The organism is Nocardia sp. NPDC060255 (assembly GCF_042727395.1).
Taxonomy (GTDB): domain Bacteria; phylum Actinomycetota; class Actinomycetes; order Mycobacteriales; family Mycobacteriaceae; genus Nocardia.
The window spans coordinates 180,515-203,084 of the sequence record NZ_JBHXAU010000004.1 but is presented as its reverse complement, the minus strand read 5'-3'; the positions used below and the strand labels follow the sequence as shown (position 1 = coordinate 203,084).

Here is a 22,570-nt window from a genome sequence, read left to right as displayed (position 1 = left end):
GGCCTCGCCGACCGCCGTGTCTTGGCGCTTTACGCTCGGGCACAGCAGGTGCCGGCGGGGCTTCCAGCCTGCGAGCGAGAGCGTTCGTCAACTGGGTGATGCTATGCGCGCACGTCATCACCGCAACGACGGATACCAATTCCATCATCTCGATGGCACCTCTCTGTAGGGGTTCGACGTCGAGCCCTTCCGGCTCTCGGCTCGGTCACCCTGTTAGTGGCATGCTGCGGCCGATCTCTTTACCCGAAATTTCAAGATCTTTTTCGGGGTCGCGCGGCGGGCCCCACGTGTCCTGCCATATCAGCGTCACGGTGTCGGGTGACATTTGGCCAACCGGACAAGTTGATCTCGGGCAAGACCCAAGATCCGATGTCATTGCCGAGCAATCGATTTCGGGTATCCGGAATGAAATCTCGGTGTACCGTTTGCCCGAAACGTCCTGCCGCGTTTCGGAGGAGGAGCGCGGCGGGCGAGGCGGGCAGTAGCTCGCCGAGTTTTACGGGTAGTTGGGCAGGGAAATACAATGGCAGACAACGAAGTCGACCATTCGGCGGCAAATCGGCAGTTGTCCGGCGCGCGGAATGCCGCCGAAACACAACTCGCCCTCGACGGGGGAAATCCCGTTCGATTGGAACCTTGGCCGACTTACGACCGCGGCGCGGTGTGCGTCCACCCCGAAGATGAGGAGGCGGCACTGCGGGCGATCCGCAGCCACCTCTACTTCAGGTACGACTATCGTCCCGCGCACGAGACCGAGTGCGGCCAGTTCGAAGCGGAACTGTGCCGCTATTTCGACTGCAAACACGCACTGGCCACGTCGAGCGGCACCACAGCATTAGCGCTGGCCATCATGGCGGCGGGCATCGAACCCGGCAGCCTGATCGCTTGTCCCGGTTTCACTTTCGCCGCGACGCCGAGCGCCATCATTCTCGCCGGTTGCATACCATTCCTGGTCGATGTGGACGAAAACCTCCATTTGGACGTGGCCGACCTGCGCAGCCGATGGACCCCGCAGGTCAAGGCCATCATGGTCGTGCACATGCGCGGCTTCGCCGGAGATATGGCCGCGCTGATCAGTTTCGCCGCGGAAATGGGCGTGCCGGTATTCGAGGACGCGGTCCCGGCGCTCGGCGCGGAACTGGGCGGTCGCAAACTCGGCACCTTCGGCCTGGCCGGGGCTTTCAGCACCCAGTCGGACAAGGCGCTCAACAGCGGCGAGGGCGGTTTCCTGCTCACCGACGACAGCGCCCTGTTCGCCCGCGCCACCGTGCTTTCCGGCGCCTACGAGGGTCGGCTGCGGCGCCACTTCCCGGACGGCGAGCCCCCGATCGCCACCGACCTCGACCTGCCGCTGCTCAGTTTCCGGATGGACGAGATCCGGGCCGCGCTGCTGCGTGCCGAACTCGAAAGGTTGCCGATCCGGCTGGCCGCTTTCCGCCGCAACTACGATTACGTCGCAACAGCATTGGCCGATATCGCGGGAATTCATATCCGGCGGCCGGTCGCGCCCGGCGCCTATCTCGGCGAGGCGTTCATCTTCCTGGTTCCCACCGGCGCCGCACAGTGGTTCGCGCGAGCTCTATGCCACGAGGGCATCGAGGCGCGCAACCTCGGCTCGGACGCCGACCACAATATCCGGGCCTTCTGGAACTGGCGGTTCATGTTCCCCGGCATGGACACCGCGGCCATCAAGGAGCTGCTGCCCAACGCGACGGGCTATTTGCAACGGGCAGTGGACATTCCGCTCTCTTCGACGCTGTCGGAGGCGGACTGTGACCACCTCGTCGCGGCGGTGCGCAAGGTCGTCGGCGCGCTCGCGGCGACCACCGATGACGGCACCAGCTCCGCGTGGGCCGGACACCGATGACGGCGCCCTCCGAAACGGGAGCGTTCCCGCGCCTGGCCCTGGCCGGCGTGTTCGGCGGACTGTTCTGCGGATATCTCGGCCTGTCCGCGGCGATCCCGGTGCTGCCCGCGCACGTGCGGGACCAGTTCGGCGCGGGCGATCTCGCGGTCGGGCTCGCGGTCACGGCCACCGCGCTCACCGCGCTGCTCACCCGGCCGATCTTCGGCGGGCTGGCCGACCGGCACGGACATCGCTCCGTCATGCGGTTCGGCGCGCTCGCCATCGCGGCGGGCGGGCTGCTCTACTTCCTGCCGATCGGTTTCGCGGGCCTGATGGTGGCGCGGCTGCTGGCCGGTGTCGGCGAGGCGGCGCTGTTCGTCGCCGGCGCGGTCTGGACCGTGTCGCTGGCGCCGCACAGCCGGCGCGGTCAGGTGATCGGGCTCTACGGCATCGCCATGTGGGGCGGCATCTCGCTGGGCACCGCGCTCGGTGCGGTGTTGCGGCACTTCGGTATCGACGCCGTGTGGGCGTTCTGCGTAGCCGCACCGCTGGTCGGTCTCGTGCTGATGAGCATCGTGCCACCGCAACCGCACCTCGAGCCCTCGGGCGGCGGACGCGGGCTGATGCTGCGGCCCGCAGTGCTGCCCGGCCTCGGCCTCGCGCTCGGCGCCGCGGGCTACGTCGGCCTGGCCGCGTTTGTCATCACCGGCTTGCAGGAACGCGGAATCGACTCGGGCGTCATCGTTTTGAGCACCTTCAGCGCCGTGTACGCGGGCACCCGCCTGGTCATCGGCCACTTGCCGGACAAGCTCGGACCGCGCCGCGTCGCATCCTGGTGTGGCGCAGGCGAAGCCGCGGGATTGCTGATCATCGCCTGGGCGCCGAACCTGCCGGTGGCAGTGCTCGGGGCCGTGGTGATGGGGGTCGGATTCTCGCTGCTGCATCCCTCACTGGCCCTGATGGTCATGAACAACACCGAAAGCTCCAAGCAGGGCGCGGCACTCGGCGCATACACCTCGTTCTGGGATCTGGGCCTGTTCGTGTGGGGCCCGGCCACCGGCGCGATCGCGGCCGGCTTCGGCTACCCGGCCGTCTTCGTGGTCGGCGCGGCCTGCGCGCTCGCGGCCTCGGTGCTGGCCTTGACGATCCGGCAATCGGTAATCACGGAGAAGACGGTCAACGGATGACGAACACACCATCGGGCAGCGCACCGCTGAAGGTCCTGTGCATCACCGGCTGGTGCCGCAACGGCAGCACCATCATCGGCAATATCCTCAACGAGATCCCGGGCTTGTTCCACGTCGGTGAGCTGCATTTCCTGTGGAAGAACGCGGCGGGGCGCGGTGTGAACGAGGATTGCGGCTGCGGGCGGAAGCTGGTCGACTGCCCGGTCTGGTCGACGATCCTGCCGGTCGGGCAACCCGCGGGCACCACGTTGGTGGAGCACGCCGATACCGTCATCGGGCGTCAGCTCGGCAGCGTCCGGACCAGGCACACCTGGCGGGTGCTCCGGGGCCTGCGCAGCGAGCAGCTCCGCGCGCATGCCGCTTTGATGACCGAGATTTATCAGGCCATCGCGAAACGCACTGAGTCGCAGGTGATCGTCGATACCTCGAAGATGCCCGGCGAAGCGGCGCTGCTCGCGCACCTCGACGGGATCACCCCCTACTACGTCCATCTCGTGCGCGATCCCCGTGCTGTCGCCCAATCATGGAGTAAGCCAAAGGAATACGTGTACGCCATGGGGCCGGGCAAGAGCACCGGCTACTGGACCGGCTTCAACCTCGCCTCGCATGCGATCACCAAACGCTATCCGGAGCGCTCGATGTTCCTGCGGTACGAGGACTTCATCGCCGATCCGGCGGGCACCATCGACCAACTGCTGCGACTGATCGACAGCGACACTGCGGCCAACCCGGTGACCGATCGAACGGTCGAGTTGCACACCAATCACACGGTTACCGGGAATCCGGACCGGTTCAACATCGGCGCCACCGTGATCCGTCCGTCCGACGACTCCTGGCGGACCAAGCTGCCGAAGTCGGCCAGGCGCACGGTCGCGGCACTGTCGTGGCCGCTTGCGCGCCGGTACGGATACGAGTTCGGCACTGCGGACTCGAACGGAAAGGGCTAACCGAGTGGATCTGGGTCTGGAGAACAAGGTCGCCCTGGTGGCGGGCGGATCGAGCGGCATCGGGCTGGCGATTGCGCGGGAGTTGGCCGCCGAGGGTGCCCACGTCGCCCTCGGCGCGCGCGACCCCGAGCGGCTGGTGGCGGCGGAGCGGGCCGTCAAAGAGGTTGCGCGCGGCCGGGTGTACGCGACCAGCGTGAATATCACCGACAGCGCGGCAACCCACCGCTGGGTCGACGAGGTCGCCACGGAATTCGGCGGCCTGCACATCGTCGTCGTCAGTGGCGGCACTCCGCCGACCGGCAACGCGGCGGCCTTCGAGATATCGGACTACCGGGCGGCGGTCGACGGGGTGTTGCTGCCCGCCGTCGACTTGGCGCTGACCGCATTGCCCTATCTGCGGAGTGCGCGCTGGGGCAGGCTGCTGTTCGTCGCGTCGGAGACGGCGAGCGTCCCGATCAGCGGCCTGGCCATGTCCGGCGTGACCCGCGCGGCCATCGTGCGGTTCGCGCAGTCCCTCGCTGCCGAGGTGGGCCGGGACGGCGTGACGGTCAACGTGCTCGCACCGAGCGCGACCCGCACTCCCCTGCTGGAACGCGTTGCGGCACAACAAGCTACCGACGGCGCGCTCGAGGCACAGTTCGATGCGATGGGCACGCACACGGCGGTCGGCCGGATCGCCCGCCCGGAGGAGATGGCCGCCGTGGCCGCCTTCCTGGCGAGCGCGCGGGCCTCCTACCTCACCGGCACGGTCCAATTGGTCGACGGCGGCGCGAGCGTGCTCGGCCCGACCTCGGCGCATCTGCCCTGGGAAGCCGAAGTCACCGGCTCCGCGACATCGGAGTGAACAGCACAGCTCTCGGCACCGTGTGCCGATGACAGGAAAGGAATCACTACATGCTGAAGACCGAAGGCATCAAAGAGACGCTGGCTCAGGTCGTTTCGGACCGGAAGAAGGAACTGTCGCCGGGGCGGATGTTCGTCGAGGCCTGCCAGAAAGACGGCCTCGCCGCGTCCGTCGAGTACGACGTGACCATCACCGATACCCTCACCAGCTCGCGGCGCAAACCGCGCTACCCCGCGCGCAATGTGCTCAAAGCCATTGACCTGTCCCGTGATCCGCGCAAGTTCTACTGGCACGAGAGCGCGCCCGGCACCGACGACGCGCCGATCGAAGGCGCCGAGGTCCGCCGCGAACTGGCCAGCCGATTCCACAAGTCGCCGATCCCGGAGCTGCTGCCCACCACGGCCTGGGTGCAGGTGCCGCCCGAAATGTGGGAGGACCCGGAGACTTTCGAATCGTTCATCAACTACCGGCTGATCGTCCGGCTCTGCACCGCCGAGAACTACACCATCATCAGCGGCGAGGGCGGGCTGCTCAACATCCCCGGCATCGCACGGATAACCAACCCCGGCCCTTTCGCCTCGACGATCCTGTGGGCCTGCAACGAAGTCGAGCAGATGGGCGGCACCGCCGACGGGCTGATCATCAACCCGGTCGACTACTACCGCGCGTTGGGCACCAGCCGCCTGATGGATGACCTCGAACACAACGGCGTCTTCATCTGCCGTACCCGCCTCGTCGAACCGGGCAGCGCCATCGTCGGCGACTTCGGCCACGGTGCCCAGCTTTTCGACGCGGGACGGTCGGTGATCCGGTTCGCCGAGCCGCCGCCGGGGACCTTCGCCGAGCCGGGTGACGCGGTCATGGCGGAGATCTACGAGCGGGTCGTGGTCAACCTACCCACCAACTTCTTCGTCGTGACCGTGTAGGTCGGATCCGTGACGAGTGAGGAGGCGGCTCCCGTACGCAACGACCCGGATGTGGTGGTCGTCGGCGGCGGGGTCGCCGGGTTGTTCTGCGCTTATCACCTGAGGCGCAGCGGGGCTACGGTCACGGTGCTCGAGCGCGGCGCGCTGGGCGGGCCGCAGTCGTGCTCGTACGGGAATACCGGTTTCGTCGGCACCCACGGTGCCGCACCGCTGGCCGAACCTGGGATGCGTTCGCTACGTTCGCTCGGCATGCTGAGTGCGGACGCGCCGTTCTACGTCAAGCTGCGAGCCGACCGCGAATTGTTGCGCTGGCTTCGGCTTTTCAATCAGGCGTGCACCCCGACTGCCGCGGCGGCCGGGTTCCGCGCATTGATCGGAATGAAGAAGCGCAGCCTGGAGATACTGCTCGAACTGTGTGAATCACCAAGTATTGCCGCCACTTTCGAGTCGCCGGGCATCGTGCTGGCCTACAAGTCCGCGCAGGGGTTTGCCGACGCCGGCCGGGCCGTCTCGCGAACCGTCGCCAACGGAGTACCACTGCGTGTTCTCGGTCCCGGCGAACTCGACGAGCTCGAGCCGAAGACCCGCTTCGACATCTACGGTGCCCTGTACAACCCCGAAGGCGCGTACCTGCACGTGCCGGAGTTCGTCATCGAATTCGGCCGGGTGCTGCGCGAGATGGGCGTAGCGATCAGCGAACACACCGATCTCACCGCCTTCGAGGTCAAAGCGGGGAAAATCGAACGGCTGCACACGAATCGCGGGGATCTTCGCCCTCGTGACGTAGTCGTCGCGGCGGGCGCGTGGTCGACCGAGTGCGCGCGCATGGCGGGGATCGGCCTGACGCTGCAACCGATCAAGGGTTACAGCGTCACCATGGATATGCCGCCCAGCGGCCCCAGTCGGCCGGTGTTGCTGAGCGAGGGGCGGATGGCGATGGTGCCGCTGGGTGACCGGCTACGCATCGGCGGCAGGCTCGAGCTCACCGGGATGAGCACCGCCATCTCCGAACGGCGCGTACGCGGAATGCTGCGTACCGTCAACGAGTACCTGCCCGACCTGGAGGAAACACCGACCCGCGAGACCTGGAGCGGCTTGCGTCCCTGCACGCCGGACGGGGTGCCGCTGATCGGCCGCACCGGCCTGCGCAACCTGTTGATCGCAGTCGGCTACGGCCACATCGGCATGGGCCTCGCACCCGCAGGCGGCGAACTCATCAGTCAAATCCTGGCCGGCGAGCAACCCACCACCGACCCGGCCGCACTACGGCCGGACCGTTTCGACAGCACAATCTCTTAAGGCGTTACCAGTGATCGAACACCCAGGTGTCAAGGGCGACACCACCATCGGCGTCCTCTGCCTCGACACCGCATTCACCAAAATCCCCGGCCACATCCGCAATCGAACAACCTTCGACTTCCCCGTCATCTACCAGGTCGTGCAAGGCGCAACCCCTCAGCGGATGGTCACCGAGGCCGACCCAACCCTATTGGAGCCGTTCATCATCGCGGCCAAGGAACTGGAAGCCCAAGGGGCAGCAGCGATCACCAGCGGCTGCGGCTTCCTCGTCATCTTCCAACAGCAACTGGCCGACGCCGTCCAAATCCCGCTGTACAGCTCCAGCCTGATCCAGGTGCCGATGGTGCACCGAATGCTCGCCGCGGACCGAAAGGTCGGCCTGTTGGTCGCGAAAAAGGAAGCCCTCACCCAGCGTCACCTACAGGCAGTCGGCGCTGAGTCGGTACCGATCTGCGTCGCCGGCATGGACGCGCAACCAGAATTCCGCGAGGTAATCCTCGAGGGCCGCCGCAACAACCTCGACGCCGACCGCCTAGGTCGTGAGGTGCTGCACGAGATAGACCAACTGGCGGCCGCCAACCCCGAGATGGGCGCTCTGGTCATCGAATGCACGGACCTCGTCCCCTACGGCCACGCCATCCAGAGCCGCCTCCGCATCCCGGTCTTCGACATCGTCACCCTCACCGAGATGGTGCACCGCAGCCTGAGCCACCGACCATTCCGCGGTTGAGGGAGAGCCGTGACGTCCTATCGGTAGTTCGATGACCGAAACCGTCTCAGAGACAACCTTATCCCCGTAGGATTGCGCCCGGCCATGCGCAGTTGAATGGGGTCTGCGCAGGATACAAGTGGCACAACAGTTCTCGGTCGCACCGACGTGCGATCAGGACGATCAAGGAGGGGAACTATGACTGCGCCTATACAACCGTTGTCCGTGGATGTCGGCATGCTCATTCGTCGTGCGCCGCACGAGGTTTTCGAGGCCCTGGCCGACCCGGCGATAACAACCAGGTTCTGGTACACGAAGAGCAGCGGCCGCATGGTCGAGGGTGCCGAACTCGTCTGGGAATGGGAAATGTACGGTGCGTCGCGAACGATTCGGGTAGAAAAGTCCGAACCCGACAAGACCATTCGCTTCGCTTGGAACAACTACGCTCCCGACGAGTCCACCACTGTCGAATTCTCGCTCACACCGTACGAGAACGACACGACGTACCTTCGTGTCACCGAGTCCGGATTCACCGGTGACCTCGATACCAGAATCGCCAATCTTCGCGATTCCACCGCAGGGTTCGCTTTCATGCTCTGCGGTTTGAAAGCCTCTCTCGAACACGATGTGACGTTGCAGCTGACCCTCGACGAGCATCCACCGAACTTGTAAGGGCGACGTCTCCAGATCGACGACTGATCCGGCAGCACCCTTGTGGCAGTACGGAATTCGCTGATTATGCGTGACCGCGGCCGGGCGGGATGCTCAGCGCCAGCAATGCGGTGTCGTCATCGACGCCTTCCCCGAAGCGCGCCAGCAGGTCCGCCGCCACGATCATCGTCGGCCTGCGGCGCGGACAACCGGCGCGGCCGCCGATCAGAGCAGGTTGTTCAGCAATCGGCCCACCAGATTCATGTTTTCCGGGCGATCGAAATCGCCGTGGGCGCACTCGACTTCCAGGACGTCTATCCGGCCGCCGATATGGCCGTGCCAGGCTTGCTGGAGATCGGTCTGGAAATCGGCCTTTCGATGGCCTTGTTCGTCCAAAGCTGCGCCGAATATCGTCATGTCGCCGTCGTAGCACGGTGCGGTGTAGCCATCGAGCAGTGTGCTGTTGTTGATCAGTACCTTGGTCGCCTGCTCGACCAGCCGTTGAATATCGGGAGATTCGAGTTGGTCACCGAATCTGTCGGCGGCCCAAGCGCGGATGCCCGCCATAGCGTCGTCTTCCGACACGTCGGCGTCCGCGGCGGACGCGACCGGCGGTTTGGAGTCCATGACGCCGAGAAAACCGACCTGCACCCCGCGCCGCGCCAGTTCGCAGGCCAACGCGTGCGCGAGGATTCCGCCGTAGGACCAACCCAGCAGATAGACCGGGCCTTCCTCTTGGTAGCTGAGGATGTGGTCGATGTAGTCGGCCAGCATTTCCTGGAAGGATTCGGCCACCGGCCCGCCGTCCAATCCACGGGATTGAATGGCGAACACCGGCCGGTCGGGCAGGTGCCGGCCGAGTTGCTGGTAGAACCAGCCGAGACCGCCGCCGGGATGCAGGCACCACAGCGGATTGCGTGATCCGGAGCTCTTCAGCTTCAGCACCGGATCGAAATCGGTTCCCGCGGAAGCACCTTCGTCGAGCCGGGTCACCAATTCGGCGACGGTGGGCGCGTCGAATATCACTCGCACCGGGACCTCCACGCCCAATGTCATCCGAATCCGGCTGGTGAGGCGGGTAGCCAGCAGCGAGTGGCCGCCGAGGGCGAAGAAATCGTCGTCGATACCGACCCGGTCGAGTCCGAGGATTTCGGCGAACAGTTCGGTCAGCGTCTGCTCTCGATCGGTGCGTGGGGCGCGGAATTCCTTCGCGGACACCAACTCCGGGTCCGGCAAGGCCTTGCGATCGAGTTTGCCGTTCGCGGTCAACGGCACCGAGTCGATCACGATCACCGTCGTCGGCACCATGAACTCGGGCAGCCGATCGGTCACCCATCGACGCACCTCGGCGGCAAGCAGACCGGCGTGCGGGCTGTTCGCGTACGCAGCGGGATCGCCGACGGGTGCCGGCGCGATATACACGTCGGCCAGTGACCGGCCCTGCGCTGTCACGGTGTCGAGGAAGACCGCATCCATGTGGCCAGGTTCCGTGGACCAGGTAACCGCCGTGGTGTACCCGAGTTCCTGCCCGAGGACGTGCAGGTCTTCGGGCAGCAAACCCACGTCCATCCGAGCGGCGTGGTCCGCGACCATTCCTTCGAAACTCACGGCGAGCGGGGCTGTTTGCCCGCCGGCGGTGACCGGCTCGCCGGTTCGGATGCGCTGTGTGGCCTCGATCTGGCCGGTCAGCCCCGCGTGCGGGATACCGGTGACCCGAACGCCGTCCCGCCGTCGCGTGCGCAGGAAGGCGCGCAGCCAAACATGGTCGCGGAACTCGACTTTCGGCACGTCGGTCGCCGAGACCGGCGTCGCGGGCGCCTTGTGCAGGACCACGTCGTATCGATACCGGGTCAGCTCGTTCACCGAGAATCCGCGTTTGAGTTCGACATCGACAGCGCCGAGGTCGAGGACACGCCGCAAAGCCAGGAAGTAATCCGGTGCCAGCAGCAGTTCCTGTTCCGCGGTGATATCGCGGCGAACTCGATCAGCGACGACAGCGGGATCCTCGCCGCCGTTGCGCGCGATCTGCACGGCGGTGGTGAACTCCTCCAGCAGCGCCAAGTTGCGGACGTCGCCGACGAACACCGCACCGCCAGGAGCCAGCAGACGCAACACCTGTTCGAGCACGCGGCGCAGATACCGTTCACCCGGGAAGTACTGGATGACGGAGTTCAATACCACTGTGTCGAAATAGCTTTCGGGCAGTCCGTCGACGTCCTCGGCGCTGCGCACACTCAGGAACACGCGATCGGCCAGCCCCGCATCGAGTTCGGCCACCTGCTGGCGCAGCGTGGCGATCGTCGCGGCCGAGAAGTCCGATGCCCAGTACTCTTCGCAGTCGGGTATCAACTGCGACATCAACAATCCTGAGCCGACGCCGATTTCGAGCACCCGACGCGGCTTCAGTCCGCGGATCCGGTCGACCGTGGCCGACCGCCATTCCCGCATCTGCTCCAGCGGAATCGGCGCCACGGTGTAGCTGCTGTTCCAACCGCCGAAGTCCGCACCGAACCCGGCACGGTCCGCGCCGCCGACCGCGACACCAGTGTCGACACCGGAATACAGGTCGTCGTAGACCCGCTGCCACTGGCCGACGAGCTCGTCTTCACCGGCCACCGGCCCGGACTGGTCCGCGACCACATACCCGACCAGTTGCTTACCGCCGGTGTCGGTGTCGGACACCACGACCACCGCCTGGGATACCGACGGATGTTGCGCCAGTACCGTTTCCACTTCACCGGGCTCGACGCGGAACCCGCGAATCTTGACCTGGTCGTCGATCCGGCCGACGAACTCCAACTGCCCGGCGGTGTTCCACCGCACCACGTCACCGGTGCGATACAACCGACCGCCGACCGGATCGAACGGATCGGCCACAAACCGTGCCGCGGTCAACGCGGCCCGGCCACGATAGCCACGGGCCAGCTGGGCACCGGCGACATACAACTCACCGGGAACACCCACCGGAGTCGGCACCAGCCGCGAATCGAGCACATACACCCGCGTATTGGCCACCGGCGTACCGATCGGCACCGCACCATCGAGCTCGCCCACCGCGTCGTAATCGGTCACGCACACGGTGCTCTCAGTAGGCCCATAACCGTTCATGACCTGGACACCGGCACATTGCGCCGTCAGCTTCCGGACAACGGTTTCCGTGACCTCCGCACCACCGACGAGAACTCGGCGCAACGTTCGCAACGGATTGCCGGGCAACGATTCGACGTGATCGAGCAACGCCAACATCATCGGTGGTGTCGCGAACATCTTTGTCACCGAACGGCTTTCCACCAGCCGCGCGATCTCCACCAGATCCGAACGCTGCTCACCGGCCAGCACCACCGTGGCGCCACCGCACAGCGCGGGCCAGATCTCATAGGTCGAGGCATCGAACGCGATCGAGGAATGCGCGAGCACCCGATCCGCCGCGGCGGTCGGCCACGCCGACGCGACCAGGCTCACCACATTGCGATGTGTGATACCAACACCTTTGGGAATGCCGGTGGAGCCGGAGGTGTAGATCACGTACGCCAGATTCTGCGGTCCGACCGCGGCAACGATATCCGGACTCGACACGACGCTGTCGAGGGTATCGAGGTACAGACGAGGTGCCGCCGTGTCGGGCAGCAGTTCCGCAGTGGCGGAGTCGGTCACGACGACGACCGGCGCAGCGTCGGTGAGGATGAACGACAACCGATCCGAGGGGTACCCGGGATCGATCGGCAGATACCCACCACCGGCCTTCAAGACCGCCAGCAATGCGACGATCAGTTCCGCGGATCTGGGCAAGGCAACGGCGACGACATCATCCGGCCCCACTCCATGCGAGATCAGTACGCGCGCAAGCATGTTCGCGCGAGTATCGAGGTCCCGATACGAGAACTCGGTCGCACCACAGATCACCGCGGCCGCTTCCGGAGTACGAGCGACGTGGGTCTGGAACAGCTCGACCATGGTCATGTCCTGGACATCGACCGCGGTGTCGTTCCACCGGTCCAACAGCAGGTCACGTTCGGCGGCGTCGAGCACATCGATCGACCCCACCGGCATGCCCGGGTCCGAGACGACCTGCCGCAGTATCCGTGCCCACCGCGCCACCATCGCCTCGACCGTGGACCGATCGAACAGCTCGGTCGCGTATTCGACGAACCCGCCCCACTGGTGACCGGCGGGCGCGTCGGCGATGTTGAAGAACAGGTCGAACCGCGAGGTCGCGATGGACGCGTCGTAGGGCTCGACGCCGACTCCCGGCAGGTCCATCGTCGGCAGCGTGTTGTTCTGAAATGCCAAGGACACCTGGAACAACGGATGATGCGCCGCCGACCGCGTCGGGTTGAGCAGCTCCACCAGCAATTCGAACGGCGCGTCCTGATTCTCGTACCCGGCCAGCGCTTTCGCCCTGACTTCGCCGAGTATCTCGGTAAACGACGCGGCGGGCGCCACTTTCGCGCGCAGCACCCACGAGTTGACGAAGAACCCGACCAGCTCGGTCAGCGCCTCGTCGGTGCGGCCTGCCACCGGTGCGCCGATCGGAATATCCTCCCCCGCACCGAGTTTGAACAGCAGTACCGCCAACGCCGACTGCAACACCATCGACACCGTGGCGCCCTCGCGAGCGGCCAATCGTTCCAGTCCGGCCCTCGTGCCGGCATCGATGCCGAAGACAACCATGTCGCCGCGATAACTGGCGACTCGCGGCCGCGGCCGATCGGTAGGCAGTCGCAGTTGCTCCGGCAGACCGTCGAGCTCACTACGCCAATAGTCGAACTGTTGCGACAGCACGCTGTCCGGATCGGTCTGCGATCCCAGCAGGTCCTGTTGCCACAGCGTGTAGTCCACGTACTGCACCGGCAGCGGTGACCACCCCGGCGCCCGATCCTCGGCGCGCGCGGTATATGCCACCGACAGATCCCGCAGCAGTGGTGACATCGACCAGCCGTCACCGGCGATGTGGTGAATCAACAGCACCACGACACACTCGTCCGTGCCGTATCGCACCACCGTGACCCGAATCGGGATCTCCGTGGACAGGTCGAACCCGTAGCGCACCGCCCCGATCACGGCCGCTTCCACTTCGGCGGGTGCCACGTCGGTGACGTTCACCGGGACCTCGACACTGCCGGCCGCGAGCACCCGCTGGGTCGGGACACCGTCGACTTCCACGAAGACAGTGCGCAGACTGTCGTGCCGCGCAACGACGTCACCGACCGCGGCGGTCAACACCGACACATCCACCCCGCGCAGCCGCACCGCCAACGGAATGTTGTACGTGGCCGAGGGCCCCTCCAGCCGATGGATGAACCACAACCGCCGCTGCGCGAACGACAACGGCACCACATCCGGCCGCGGCCGAGCCAGCAACGCCGGACGCATCCGCACCCCGGCATCGAGCCGACTCACCAACTGCGCCACCGTCGGCGCATCGAACACCGTCCGGATCGGCACCTCGACGCCGAGCACCACCCGAATCCGGCTGATCAGCCGGGTAGCCAACAGCGAATGACCGCCCAGCTCGAAGAAGCTGTCGTCGACCCCGACCTGCGCCAGCCCCAGGACCTCACCGAACAATTCGGCCACCATCCGCTCCTGGAGCGTGCCCGGCGCCCGATACGGCACCGAGGACACCAGCTCGGGCACGGGCAGCGCGGCCCGATCGAGCTTCCCGTTCGCGGTCAGCGGCACCGCGTCGATCACCAGCACCGCGGCGGGCACCATGAACTCCGGCAGCCGCTCTGCGGCGAACCGGCGCACCTGGCCGCCCTCGACACCGTCGGCGACCACATACCCGATCAGCTGCTTGCCGCCAACCGCGGTGTCGCGCACTACCACAACGGCCTGGGCTACCGAAGGATGTTGGGCCAGTGCGATTTCGACCTCGCCGGGTTCGACCCGGAAGCCCCGGATCTTGACCTGATCATCGATCCGGCCGACAAACTCCAACTCCCCCGCGGCATTCCACCGCACCACATCGCCAGTGCGATACAACCGACCACCGGACGGATCGAACGGATCGGCGACGAACCGCGCCGCCGTCAACCCCGCCCGCCCGCGATAACCGCGCGCCAGCTGCGCACCGGCCAAGTACAACTCGCCGGCGACCCCGACCGGCACCGGTGCCAACCACGAATCCAGCACGAACGCCCGCACATTGGCCAACGCGGACCCGATCGCCACCGAACCGCCCCCGAAGCGCGCCGCGGCGTCGAACGGCCGCCGGATCGCGAAAGTCGTTGTCTCGGTGGGCCCGTACACGTGCACGATGCGGGTGTCCGGGCACATCCGCAAAGCGCGCTCGAACACCTCGGCCGGCATCTCCTCGCCGCCGGTCCACACCTGGCGGAGCCCGGCGAGCGCCTCGGGGCTGTGATCGATGAACAGCTCGAACAAACGAGTGGTGAGAAATGCCCCGGTGACCCCGCTCGCCACGAGCAATCGGCCGAGCGTCGCGATGTCAGTGCGTTCCGACGGCGCGACAACTACCCGGCCACCGCCCAACAGTGGAACCCATATCTCATAGGTGGAGGCATCGAACGCGACCGAGGAATGCACCAGCACACTCTCGTGCGCACCGCCCCGCCATTCCTGCTTGGTCGCGAAAGCCACCACATTGCGGTGCGTGACGGCAACGCCTTTGGGTACGCCGGTGGAGCCGGACGTGTAGATGACGTACGCCAGATTCTGCGGCCCCACCGCGGCGATTCGATCCAGACCGGGCTCGTCCGGCACCGGTGTTTCGAGATAGAGGTGTGGTGTCTCCGAAGCGGGCAGCAAGTATGCCGTAGCGGAGTCGGTCACGAGAACAACCGGGGCCGCGTCGCCAAGGATGAAGGACAACCGATCCGAGGGATAAGCCGGATCGATCGGCAGATACGCACCACCGGCTTTCAACACCGCGAGCAATGCCACGATCAGGTCTGCCGATCGCGGCAACGCCACCGCCACCACGCTGTCCAGGCCGACCCCACGCGAAACCAGCCCTCGCGCAAGCCGATCGGCACGACGGTCGAGCTCTCGGTAAGTCAGCTGTTCGTCATCGAAGACCACCGCGACCGCGTCCGGAACGGCGGCAACCTGCGACTGGAACTGTCCGATGATGGTGGTGTCCGGAATATCGGCGGCGGTGTCGTTCCACCGGCGCAATACCAACTCGCGTTCCTCGCTACCGAGGATATCGATCGCTCCCACCGCAACGTCCGAATCCGTCACGACCTGCTGCAATATCCGTACGAATCGGGTCGCCAACGCCTCGACCGTGGCTCGATCGAACGAATCGGTGCGGTACTCGAAGTGCAGTCGCAAGGCCGGGGCAGCATTCGCCACGACCGTCAGGGGATAGTGCGAGGGCGTTTTGGGTTGCACGTCGGTGATCGCGACACCGGTCGCCGCCGCGGCCGCACCTATTCCGGCCTGGTCGACGGGATAGGACTCGAACCCGATCAGGGTGTCGAACAAGACAGGCAACCCGGTCGCCTGATGGATATCGACCAACCCGACGTGATGATGGTCCAGCAGCGCCGCCTGGCGGGCCTGCAGCCCGGTCAGCACATCGGTGAGAGTGTCGCCCGGACCGAACCGCACGCGCACCGGCACGGTGTTGATGAACAGCCCGACCATCGAATCCACACCCGCCAGTACCGGCGGCCGACCCGACACGGTCACGCCGGTGATCACGTCGTGACGGCCGGTCGATGCGGCGAGCAGCATCCCCCACGCACCTTGCACGACAGTATTCAGGGTGATCCCGAGGGCCGTGGCCCGGCGGCTCAGCGCCAGCGCGGTCTGCTCCGGCAGCGGCACGTCGACCCGCGCCACCCCGCCCGCCACGGCATTCCCCGCCTTGCCCGCGAGCAGCGTTGGCTCGCGCACGCCGTCGAGTTCCCGAGTCCACGCCTGGATACCCGCCTGAGAATCCTGCTCGCGCAACCACTTCAGGAACTCTGTGAAGGCAGGCGGCTGCGGCAACGCAGTGGTCGAACCATAGCGGCCGAACAGGTCCCGGATCAGCAGCGGCAGCGACCAGCCGTCCATCAGCACGTGATGGGCGGTGAACACCAGCTCCGATCGGTCGTCGGTCAGCAACACCAGCGTCAACCGGAGCAACGGCGGGACCGTCACATCGAAATGCGTGTGCTGATCCTCGATCAGCAACCGCTCCGCCGCCGCACCACGTGCGGTCTCGTCCAGATCGCGCAAATCGAGTACACGCCAAGGCAACTCGACGCCATCGACCACGACCTGCACCGGATCACCGTGTGCGCCAGCGACAAAGCCCACACGCAGATTCGGATACCGGTCCAGCAGCTCTTGACCGGCCACCCGCATCCGTTCCGGATCCACTCGTCCGGCCAGCCCGAAAACGACCTGCATGTGATAGGCGTCGAATCCCGAACCCGCGAATACCTGATGGAACAGCAACCCCGACTGCATCGAGGTCAACGGCCACACATCGACCAACCTGGGATACCGAGCCTCCAACACCTCGATCTCACCCTGAGTCAGCGGCGCCAACAGATCCGACGACGTCAAGCCGCCCGCACCCGACATGGTGGCGTGCTCTGCCAGCCCGATCGCCGCGCTCCGCCACAGCTCGGCCAACTCCCGAATCTCGGTGTCCGCCAACACGCCGGCAGGCGCGGCGAACACCGCCTGCAGCACCGGTCCCTCGTCGGTGTCGACCACCAACATGTTCACGGTCAGCGCCGACATCGCGGGCATCGCCGGATCGAGCGGCGTGATCAGCTGTCCGACCTCGGCCGAGGGTGTCCAGCCCGCGCCGCGCAGTCGTTGCGGCAGCAGGTCCATCGAAGTGACCCGGCCCAGGTAGTTGAAGCCGATCTGACCGGTCGAATACTGTTGCAGCACAGCGGCTGTCTCGGGATTGAGGTATCGAAGCAACCCGTATCCGATGCCCTTGTCCGGCACGCCGCGCAGTTGCTCCTTGACCGACTTCACCAAGGCGCCCGCGGCCGGACCGCCGGCGCACAGCTGCTCCCACTCCGCTGCCGACGCGGCCAGTCGCACGGGGAACATACTGGTGAACCAGCCGACGGTGCTGGAGAGATCGGCACCGGGCACGGTGTCCTCTTCGCGGCCATGGCCTTCCAGCCGGATCAATACCGAGTCGGCACGCGCACCGCGCTCGTCGCGCCAGCGGGTCACCGCGGCGGCCAACGCCGCCAGCAACCCGTCCTCGACGCCACCATGGAACACCGCGGGCAACGTGGTCAGCAGCGGTTCGGTCACCGACGCAGGAATCTGCACCTGCACATGCTCGACAGTGGCCATCACGTCGACCGTGGGATCCAAGGCCCGACTACCCAGAACAGGATCAGGACCGTCGAGAACCGAAGCCCACCAAGGCAACTCGGCCACCCGCTCCGGCCGGGTCGCTTGCTCGGCCAATCCGTGCGCCCATCGTCGCATCGACGTCCCGGTCCCCGGCAACACCGGGGACAGCCCCGCCGACACGTCCTGCCACGCGGACGCCAAGTCCGGCAACAGAATCCGCCACGACACACCATCGACCACCAGGTGATGCGCCACGATCGACAGCCGGCCCGGCCGGGAGTCTCCGGCATCGAACCACACGAACTGAACCATCACCCCCGCAGCGGGAGCCAACCGTTCGACCGCCGCCCCCACCTGCGCCACGATCGCCTCGGCCTGACCCCCGTACTGCTCCTCGACGGCGGCCATCTCGACGCGGTGCAGCAACCGATCGACCTCCACGACCCCCACCGGCTCGACCTCGAGCCCCGCACCACGCTCGTCATCGACCAACCGCGACCGCAGGACATCGTGCCGATCGAACACCGCGGCCAACGTCGCCACCAACCCGGCCCGATCGATACCCACCGGCAGGTCCAGCGACATCGACTGCGTGAAACTGTCGAATCCCGCGCCCAGGTCGCGCACGAACCGCGCCACCGGCAGCAGCGGCATCCACCCGGTGCCACCACCGGCCAGCTCCGCCAACACCGGCCCGGTCACCGCACGGGTGTGCGCGACCGCCGCCAACGCCGCTGCCGTCCGATGCTCGAACACCTCCCGCGGACTGACCTCCACCCCCAGCTCACGCGCCCGCGACACCACCTGAATCGAGCGAATACTGTCGCCACCCAGCTCGAAGAAGCTGTCGTCCACGCCCACCCGCGGCACGCCGAGCACCTCGGCGAACACACCGGCCAGCACCTGTTCCTGATCCGTGCGCGGCGCGCGATAGGCCACCGACGAGCTCAGTTCCGGATCAGGCAGCGCCTTGCGGTCGAGTTTGCCGCTCGCGGTCAACGGCACCGCGTCGATCACCAGCACCACCGCCGGCACCATGAAGTCCGGCAGCCGCTCCGCCGCGAACCGGCACACCGCTCCCCCGTCGAGTCCATCGGCACTCGCCCGGTCGGCGACTACGTATCCGATCAGCTGCTTGCTACCGGCGCCGCGTGCCACCACTACCGCCTGGGATACCGACGAATGCTGTGCCAGAACGGTTTCCACCTCGCCGAGCTCGACTCGGAAGCCGCGGATCTTCACCTGATCATCGACCCGGCCCACGAACTCCAACTGCCCGACGGCATTCCAGCGCACGACGTCACCGGTGCGATACAGCCGGCCACCGGACGGATCGAACGGATCAGCCACGAACCGCGCCGCCGTCATACCCGGCTGACCGCGATAGCCTCGCGCCAATTGGGCACCGGCAACGTACAACTCACCGGCCATCCCGACCGGAACAGGCATCAGCCACGGATCCAACACGAATACCCGAGTGTTGGTTACCGGACCACCGATCGGAACCACCGCGCCGACATCCCCGGGCACGCGGCAGGCGGTCACATTGACCGTCGCCTCGGTCGGGCCGTACAGGTTGTCGATCCGCTCGATCCCGCACTTGTCCTCGAGCGCGCCGACAAGTTCCGCGGTGAGCGTGTCCGCCCCGGTATTCACCTGCCGCAAACTTCGCAAAGGATTGTCCGGCAACGACTCTACGTAATCGACCAACGCCGACAGCAACGGTGGCGTCGCAAAAACCTTCGTCACCCCGCGGGTCTGCACCAGCCGGGTGATCTCTCCCGGATCCGACCGCTGCTCAACGGCGACCACCAGCGTCGCGCCACCACACAGGGCAGGCCAGATCTCATAGGTCGAGGCATCGAACGCGACCGAGGAATGCACCAGCACCCGATCCTCTGGACCGGACGACCACGCCTGGGCGACGAGGTTCACCACGTTACGGTGCGTGATACCAACACCTTTCGGCACGCCCGTGGAGCCGGATGTATAGATCAGATATGCCAGATCCGCCGGCCGTACCGCGACCGAACCGGTCCACTCCGGCGCATCGGTGGTGCCGGGCGCATCGAGGTAGAGACGCGTAGTCGCGCTGTCGGGCAACACTGCCGCGGTAGCGGAATCGGTGACGACGACAACCGGCGCGGCATCGGCGAGCACGAACGCCAGCCGATCCGAGGAATAGGCCGGGTCGATCGGCAGATACCCGCCGCCGGCCTGCAGTACCGCCACCATCGCGACGATCAGCTCCGCCGACCGAGGCAACGCGACCGCGACAACGGTGTCGGGCCCGACTCCGCGCGCGATCAGCTCCTGCGCCAAATGCCGAGCACGAGAGTCGAGTTCGCGGTACGAGGTTTCGACATCAGCGCAGACAACGGCAACCGCATCCGGGGTCGCGGCCACTCGCGCTCGGAACAGCCCGACGACGGTCGCATCCGGGATGTCGGCCGCCGTGTCGTTCCACCGATGCAGCACCAATTGACGTTCGTCGGCACCGAGGATATCGATCGATCCCACCGGCATATTCGGGTCCGACACCACCTGCTGCAGTATCCGCACGAACCGCGCCGCCAGCGCCTCGACCGTGACCCGATCGAACACATCGGTGCGATATTCGAGCCGGAGTTGCAGCGTGGGCGCGGCACCCGCGACGACCGTGAGCGGGTAGTGCGTAGGCGCGTGCGGGCGCAGATCGGTAATGGCGATACCGCTGGTGGTCGCGGCGGCACCGATCCCGGCCTGGTCGACGGGATAGGACTCGAAACCGATGAGCGTGTCGAACAGGACGGGCAACCCGGTCGCCTGATGGATATCGCTCAGCCCGATGTGATGATGGTCGAGCAGCGCGACCTGCCGGGCCTGCAAGTCCCGCAGCACGTCGCCGAGCGTCTCGCGAGGACCGAACCGCACGCGGACCGGCACGGTATTGATGAACAACCCGACCATCGAATCCACACCCGCGATGGCAGGCGGGCGCCCCGACACGGTGGCGCCGGCGATCACGTCGTGGCGACCGGTCGATTTGGCGAGCAGGATTCCCCACGCCGCCTGCACGACGGTGTTGACGGTGACCGCGAGCGCACCGGCCCGCCGCGGCAACGCCGAAGCTGTTGCCGCAGTGAGCGGTACGTCGACCTGGTCGACCTCGGCGCCCGCAGCGCTACCGGTCGTACTGGCCAGCAGCGTGGGTTCGTACACGCCGTCGAGTTCGTCCACCCAGGCCCGCACACCGGCGCGGGAGTCCTGCTCGGACAACCACTTCAGGAAGTGCTTGTATTCGGACGCTTGCGGCAACGCCGAGACGTCACCACCGGACCCGTAGAGCCGCAGCAGGTCCCGCAGCAGCAGCGGCAGCGACCAGCCGTCCAACACCAGATGGTGCGCGGTGAGCATCAGCTCCGAGCGCTGGCCGGTCATCAGCACCAGCGTCAACCGCAACAGCGGCGGAACCGCCATCTCGAAGTGCGTGTGCCGATCCTCGATCAGCAACCGCGCCAACGCCGCAGCACGATCGGACTCGCCGAGCTCGCGCAGATCTACCACCCGCCACGGCAATTCGACACCGTCGACGACGACCTGTACCGGATCACCAACGGCTCCCGTGACAAAGCCCGCCCGCAGATTCGGATACCGATCCACCAGCCCCTGCCCGGCCTTGCGCATCCGCTCGGGATCCACCTGCCCGGACAACCCGAACACGACCTGCAGGTGATAGGCGTCGAATCCCGATTCCGCCATCACGTGGTGGAACAGCAAGCCCGATTGCATCGAGGTCAACGGCCACACATCCACCAAACTCGGGTAGCGGGCCTCCAGCACCTCGATCTCGCGCTGCCCCAACCGCACCAACGACAGGTCCGACGGCGTCAAACCACCCGCACACGACGCGCCGACGTGCTCCGCCAAGCCCAGCACCGCGCCCTGCCACAGGTCCGCCAGGTTCGCGGTCTCGGTCTTCGACAGCACTCCCCTGGGGGCCGCGAATACCGCCTGCAGTACCGGCCCTTCGCTGGTGTCGACCACCATCGCGTTGACGTCCAGCACCGCCATCGCCGACATCGCCGGGTCCGGCGCCGCGATGGATCCCGCACCACCCTCGGCCGGGGTCCAGCCCGCGCCCCGCAGCCGTTGCGGCAGCAGGTCCGTGGCGGTCAACCGCCCGAGGTAGTTGAATCCGATCTGCCCGCTCGGAAACTGTTGCAGCACAGCGGCGGTCTCGGGGTTGAGATAGCGCAGCAACCCATACCCGATGCCTTTGCCCGGCACCGCACGCAGTTGCTCCTTGACCGACTTCACCAAAGCACCCGCGGCCGGACCACCGGCACAGAGCTCGTCCCACTCGGTTGGCTTCGCGGCCAACCGCACTGGGAACATACTGGTGAACCAGCCGACCGTGGACGAGAGATCGGCACCGGGGACGGTGTCCTCTTCGCGGCCATGGCCTTCCAACCGGATCAGCACCGAGTCGGCACCCACGCCGTGGCTGTCGTGCCAGCGAGTAACCGCCACTGCCAGAGCCGCCAGCAATCCGTCCTCCACGCCGCCGTGGAATGCTGTCGGCAGCGCGGTCAGCAACGCCTCGCTCGCCGCCGCCGGAATCTGCACACTGACGTAGTCCACGGTCGCCATGACATCGACGTCCGGGTCCAGCGGCCGGGCGCCCAGCATCGGATCGGGCCCGTCGAGAACCGAACGCCACCAGGGCAATTCCGCTACCAGCCGCGGCGCGGCGGCCTGCTCGACCAACCCGTGCGCCCAGCGCCGCATCGACGTTCCGGTCCCCGGCAACACCGGGGACAGCCCCGCCGACACGTCCTGCCACGCGGACGCCAAGTCCGGCAACAGAATCCGCCACGACACACCATCGACC

9 protein-coding genes are annotated in these 22,570 nt (G+C 66.5%); 8 read left to right on the top strand and 1 reads right to left on the bottom strand.

What is annotated here, in order from left to right; all coding sequences use genetic code 11:
• Positions 1 to 523: 523 nt before the first annotated feature.
• The 8 genes from ACFWF1_RS11070 to ACFWF1_RS11035 all read left to right on the top strand — a co-directional run bounded on the left by ACFWF1_RS11070 (position 524) and on the right by ACFWF1_RS11035 (position 8,430).
• Positions 524 to 1,867, top strand: a complete 1,344-nt coding sequence (locus ACFWF1_RS11070; RefSeq protein ID WP_379281621.1) for a DegT/DnrJ/EryC1/StrS family aminotransferase — start codon at positions 524 to 526, stop codon at positions 1,865 to 1,867.
• Positions 1,864 to 3,033, top strand: coding sequence for an MFS transporter (locus tag ACFWF1_RS11065; protein WP_379281620.1), 1,170 nt, complete (start codon positions 1,864 to 1,866; stop codon positions 3,031 to 3,033). The genes ACFWF1_RS11070 and ACFWF1_RS11065 overlap by 4 nt, the downstream gene beginning before the upstream one ends.
• Positions 3,030 to 3,980: a sulfotransferase gene (locus tag ACFWF1_RS11060; RefSeq protein ID WP_379281619.1), complete on the top strand. Its 951-nt coding sequence runs from the start codon at positions 3,030 to 3,032 to the stop codon at positions 3,978 to 3,980. The genes ACFWF1_RS11065 and ACFWF1_RS11060 overlap by 4 nt, the downstream gene beginning before the upstream one ends.
• A gap of 4 nt (positions 3,981 to 3,984) precedes the next feature.
• On the top strand, positions 3,985 to 4,824 hold the full coding sequence (locus ACFWF1_RS11055) for an SDR family NAD(P)-dependent oxidoreductase (protein WP_379281618.1): 840 nt from the start codon (positions 3,985 to 3,987) through the stop codon (positions 4,822 to 4,824).
• A 50-nt stretch (positions 4,825 to 4,874) separates the two neighbouring features.
• Complete coding sequence (locus ACFWF1_RS11050) at positions 4,875 to 5,750, top strand: family 3 encapsulin nanocompartment shell protein (RefSeq protein ID WP_379281617.1); 876 nt, start codon at positions 4,875 to 4,877, stop codon at positions 5,748 to 5,750.
• Between the two features lie 9 nt (positions 5,751 to 5,759).
• On the top strand, positions 5,760 to 7,049 hold the full coding sequence (locus tag ACFWF1_RS11045; RefSeq protein ID WP_379281616.1) for an NAD(P)/FAD-dependent oxidoreductase: 1,290 nt from the start codon (positions 5,760 to 5,762) through the stop codon (positions 7,047 to 7,049).
• A 10-nt stretch (positions 7,050 to 7,059) separates the two neighbouring features.
• Positions 7,060 to 7,779 (top strand): aspartate/glutamate racemase family protein, encoded by a 720-nt coding sequence (locus tag ACFWF1_RS11040; protein ID WP_379281615.1) that lies wholly within the window; start codon positions 7,060 to 7,062, stop codon positions 7,777 to 7,779.
• Between the two features lie 177 nt (positions 7,780 to 7,956).
• Positions 7,957 to 8,430 carry an SRPBCC family protein gene (locus ACFWF1_RS11035; protein WP_379281614.1) on the top strand — a complete coding sequence of 158 codons (474 nt, stop codon included), beginning with the start codon at positions 7,957 to 7,959 and terminating at the stop codon, positions 8,428 to 8,430.
• 204 nt (positions 8,431 to 8,634) lie between these two features.
• Here ACFWF1_RS11035 and ACFWF1_RS11030 read toward each other — a convergent pair whose 3' ends face one another.
• Positions 8,635 to 22,560, bottom strand: coding sequence for an amino acid adenylation domain-containing protein (locus ACFWF1_RS11030; RefSeq protein WP_379322168.1), 13,926 nt, complete (start codon positions 22,558 to 22,560; stop codon positions 8,635 to 8,637).
• Positions 22,561 to 22,570: the final 10 nt, after the last annotated feature.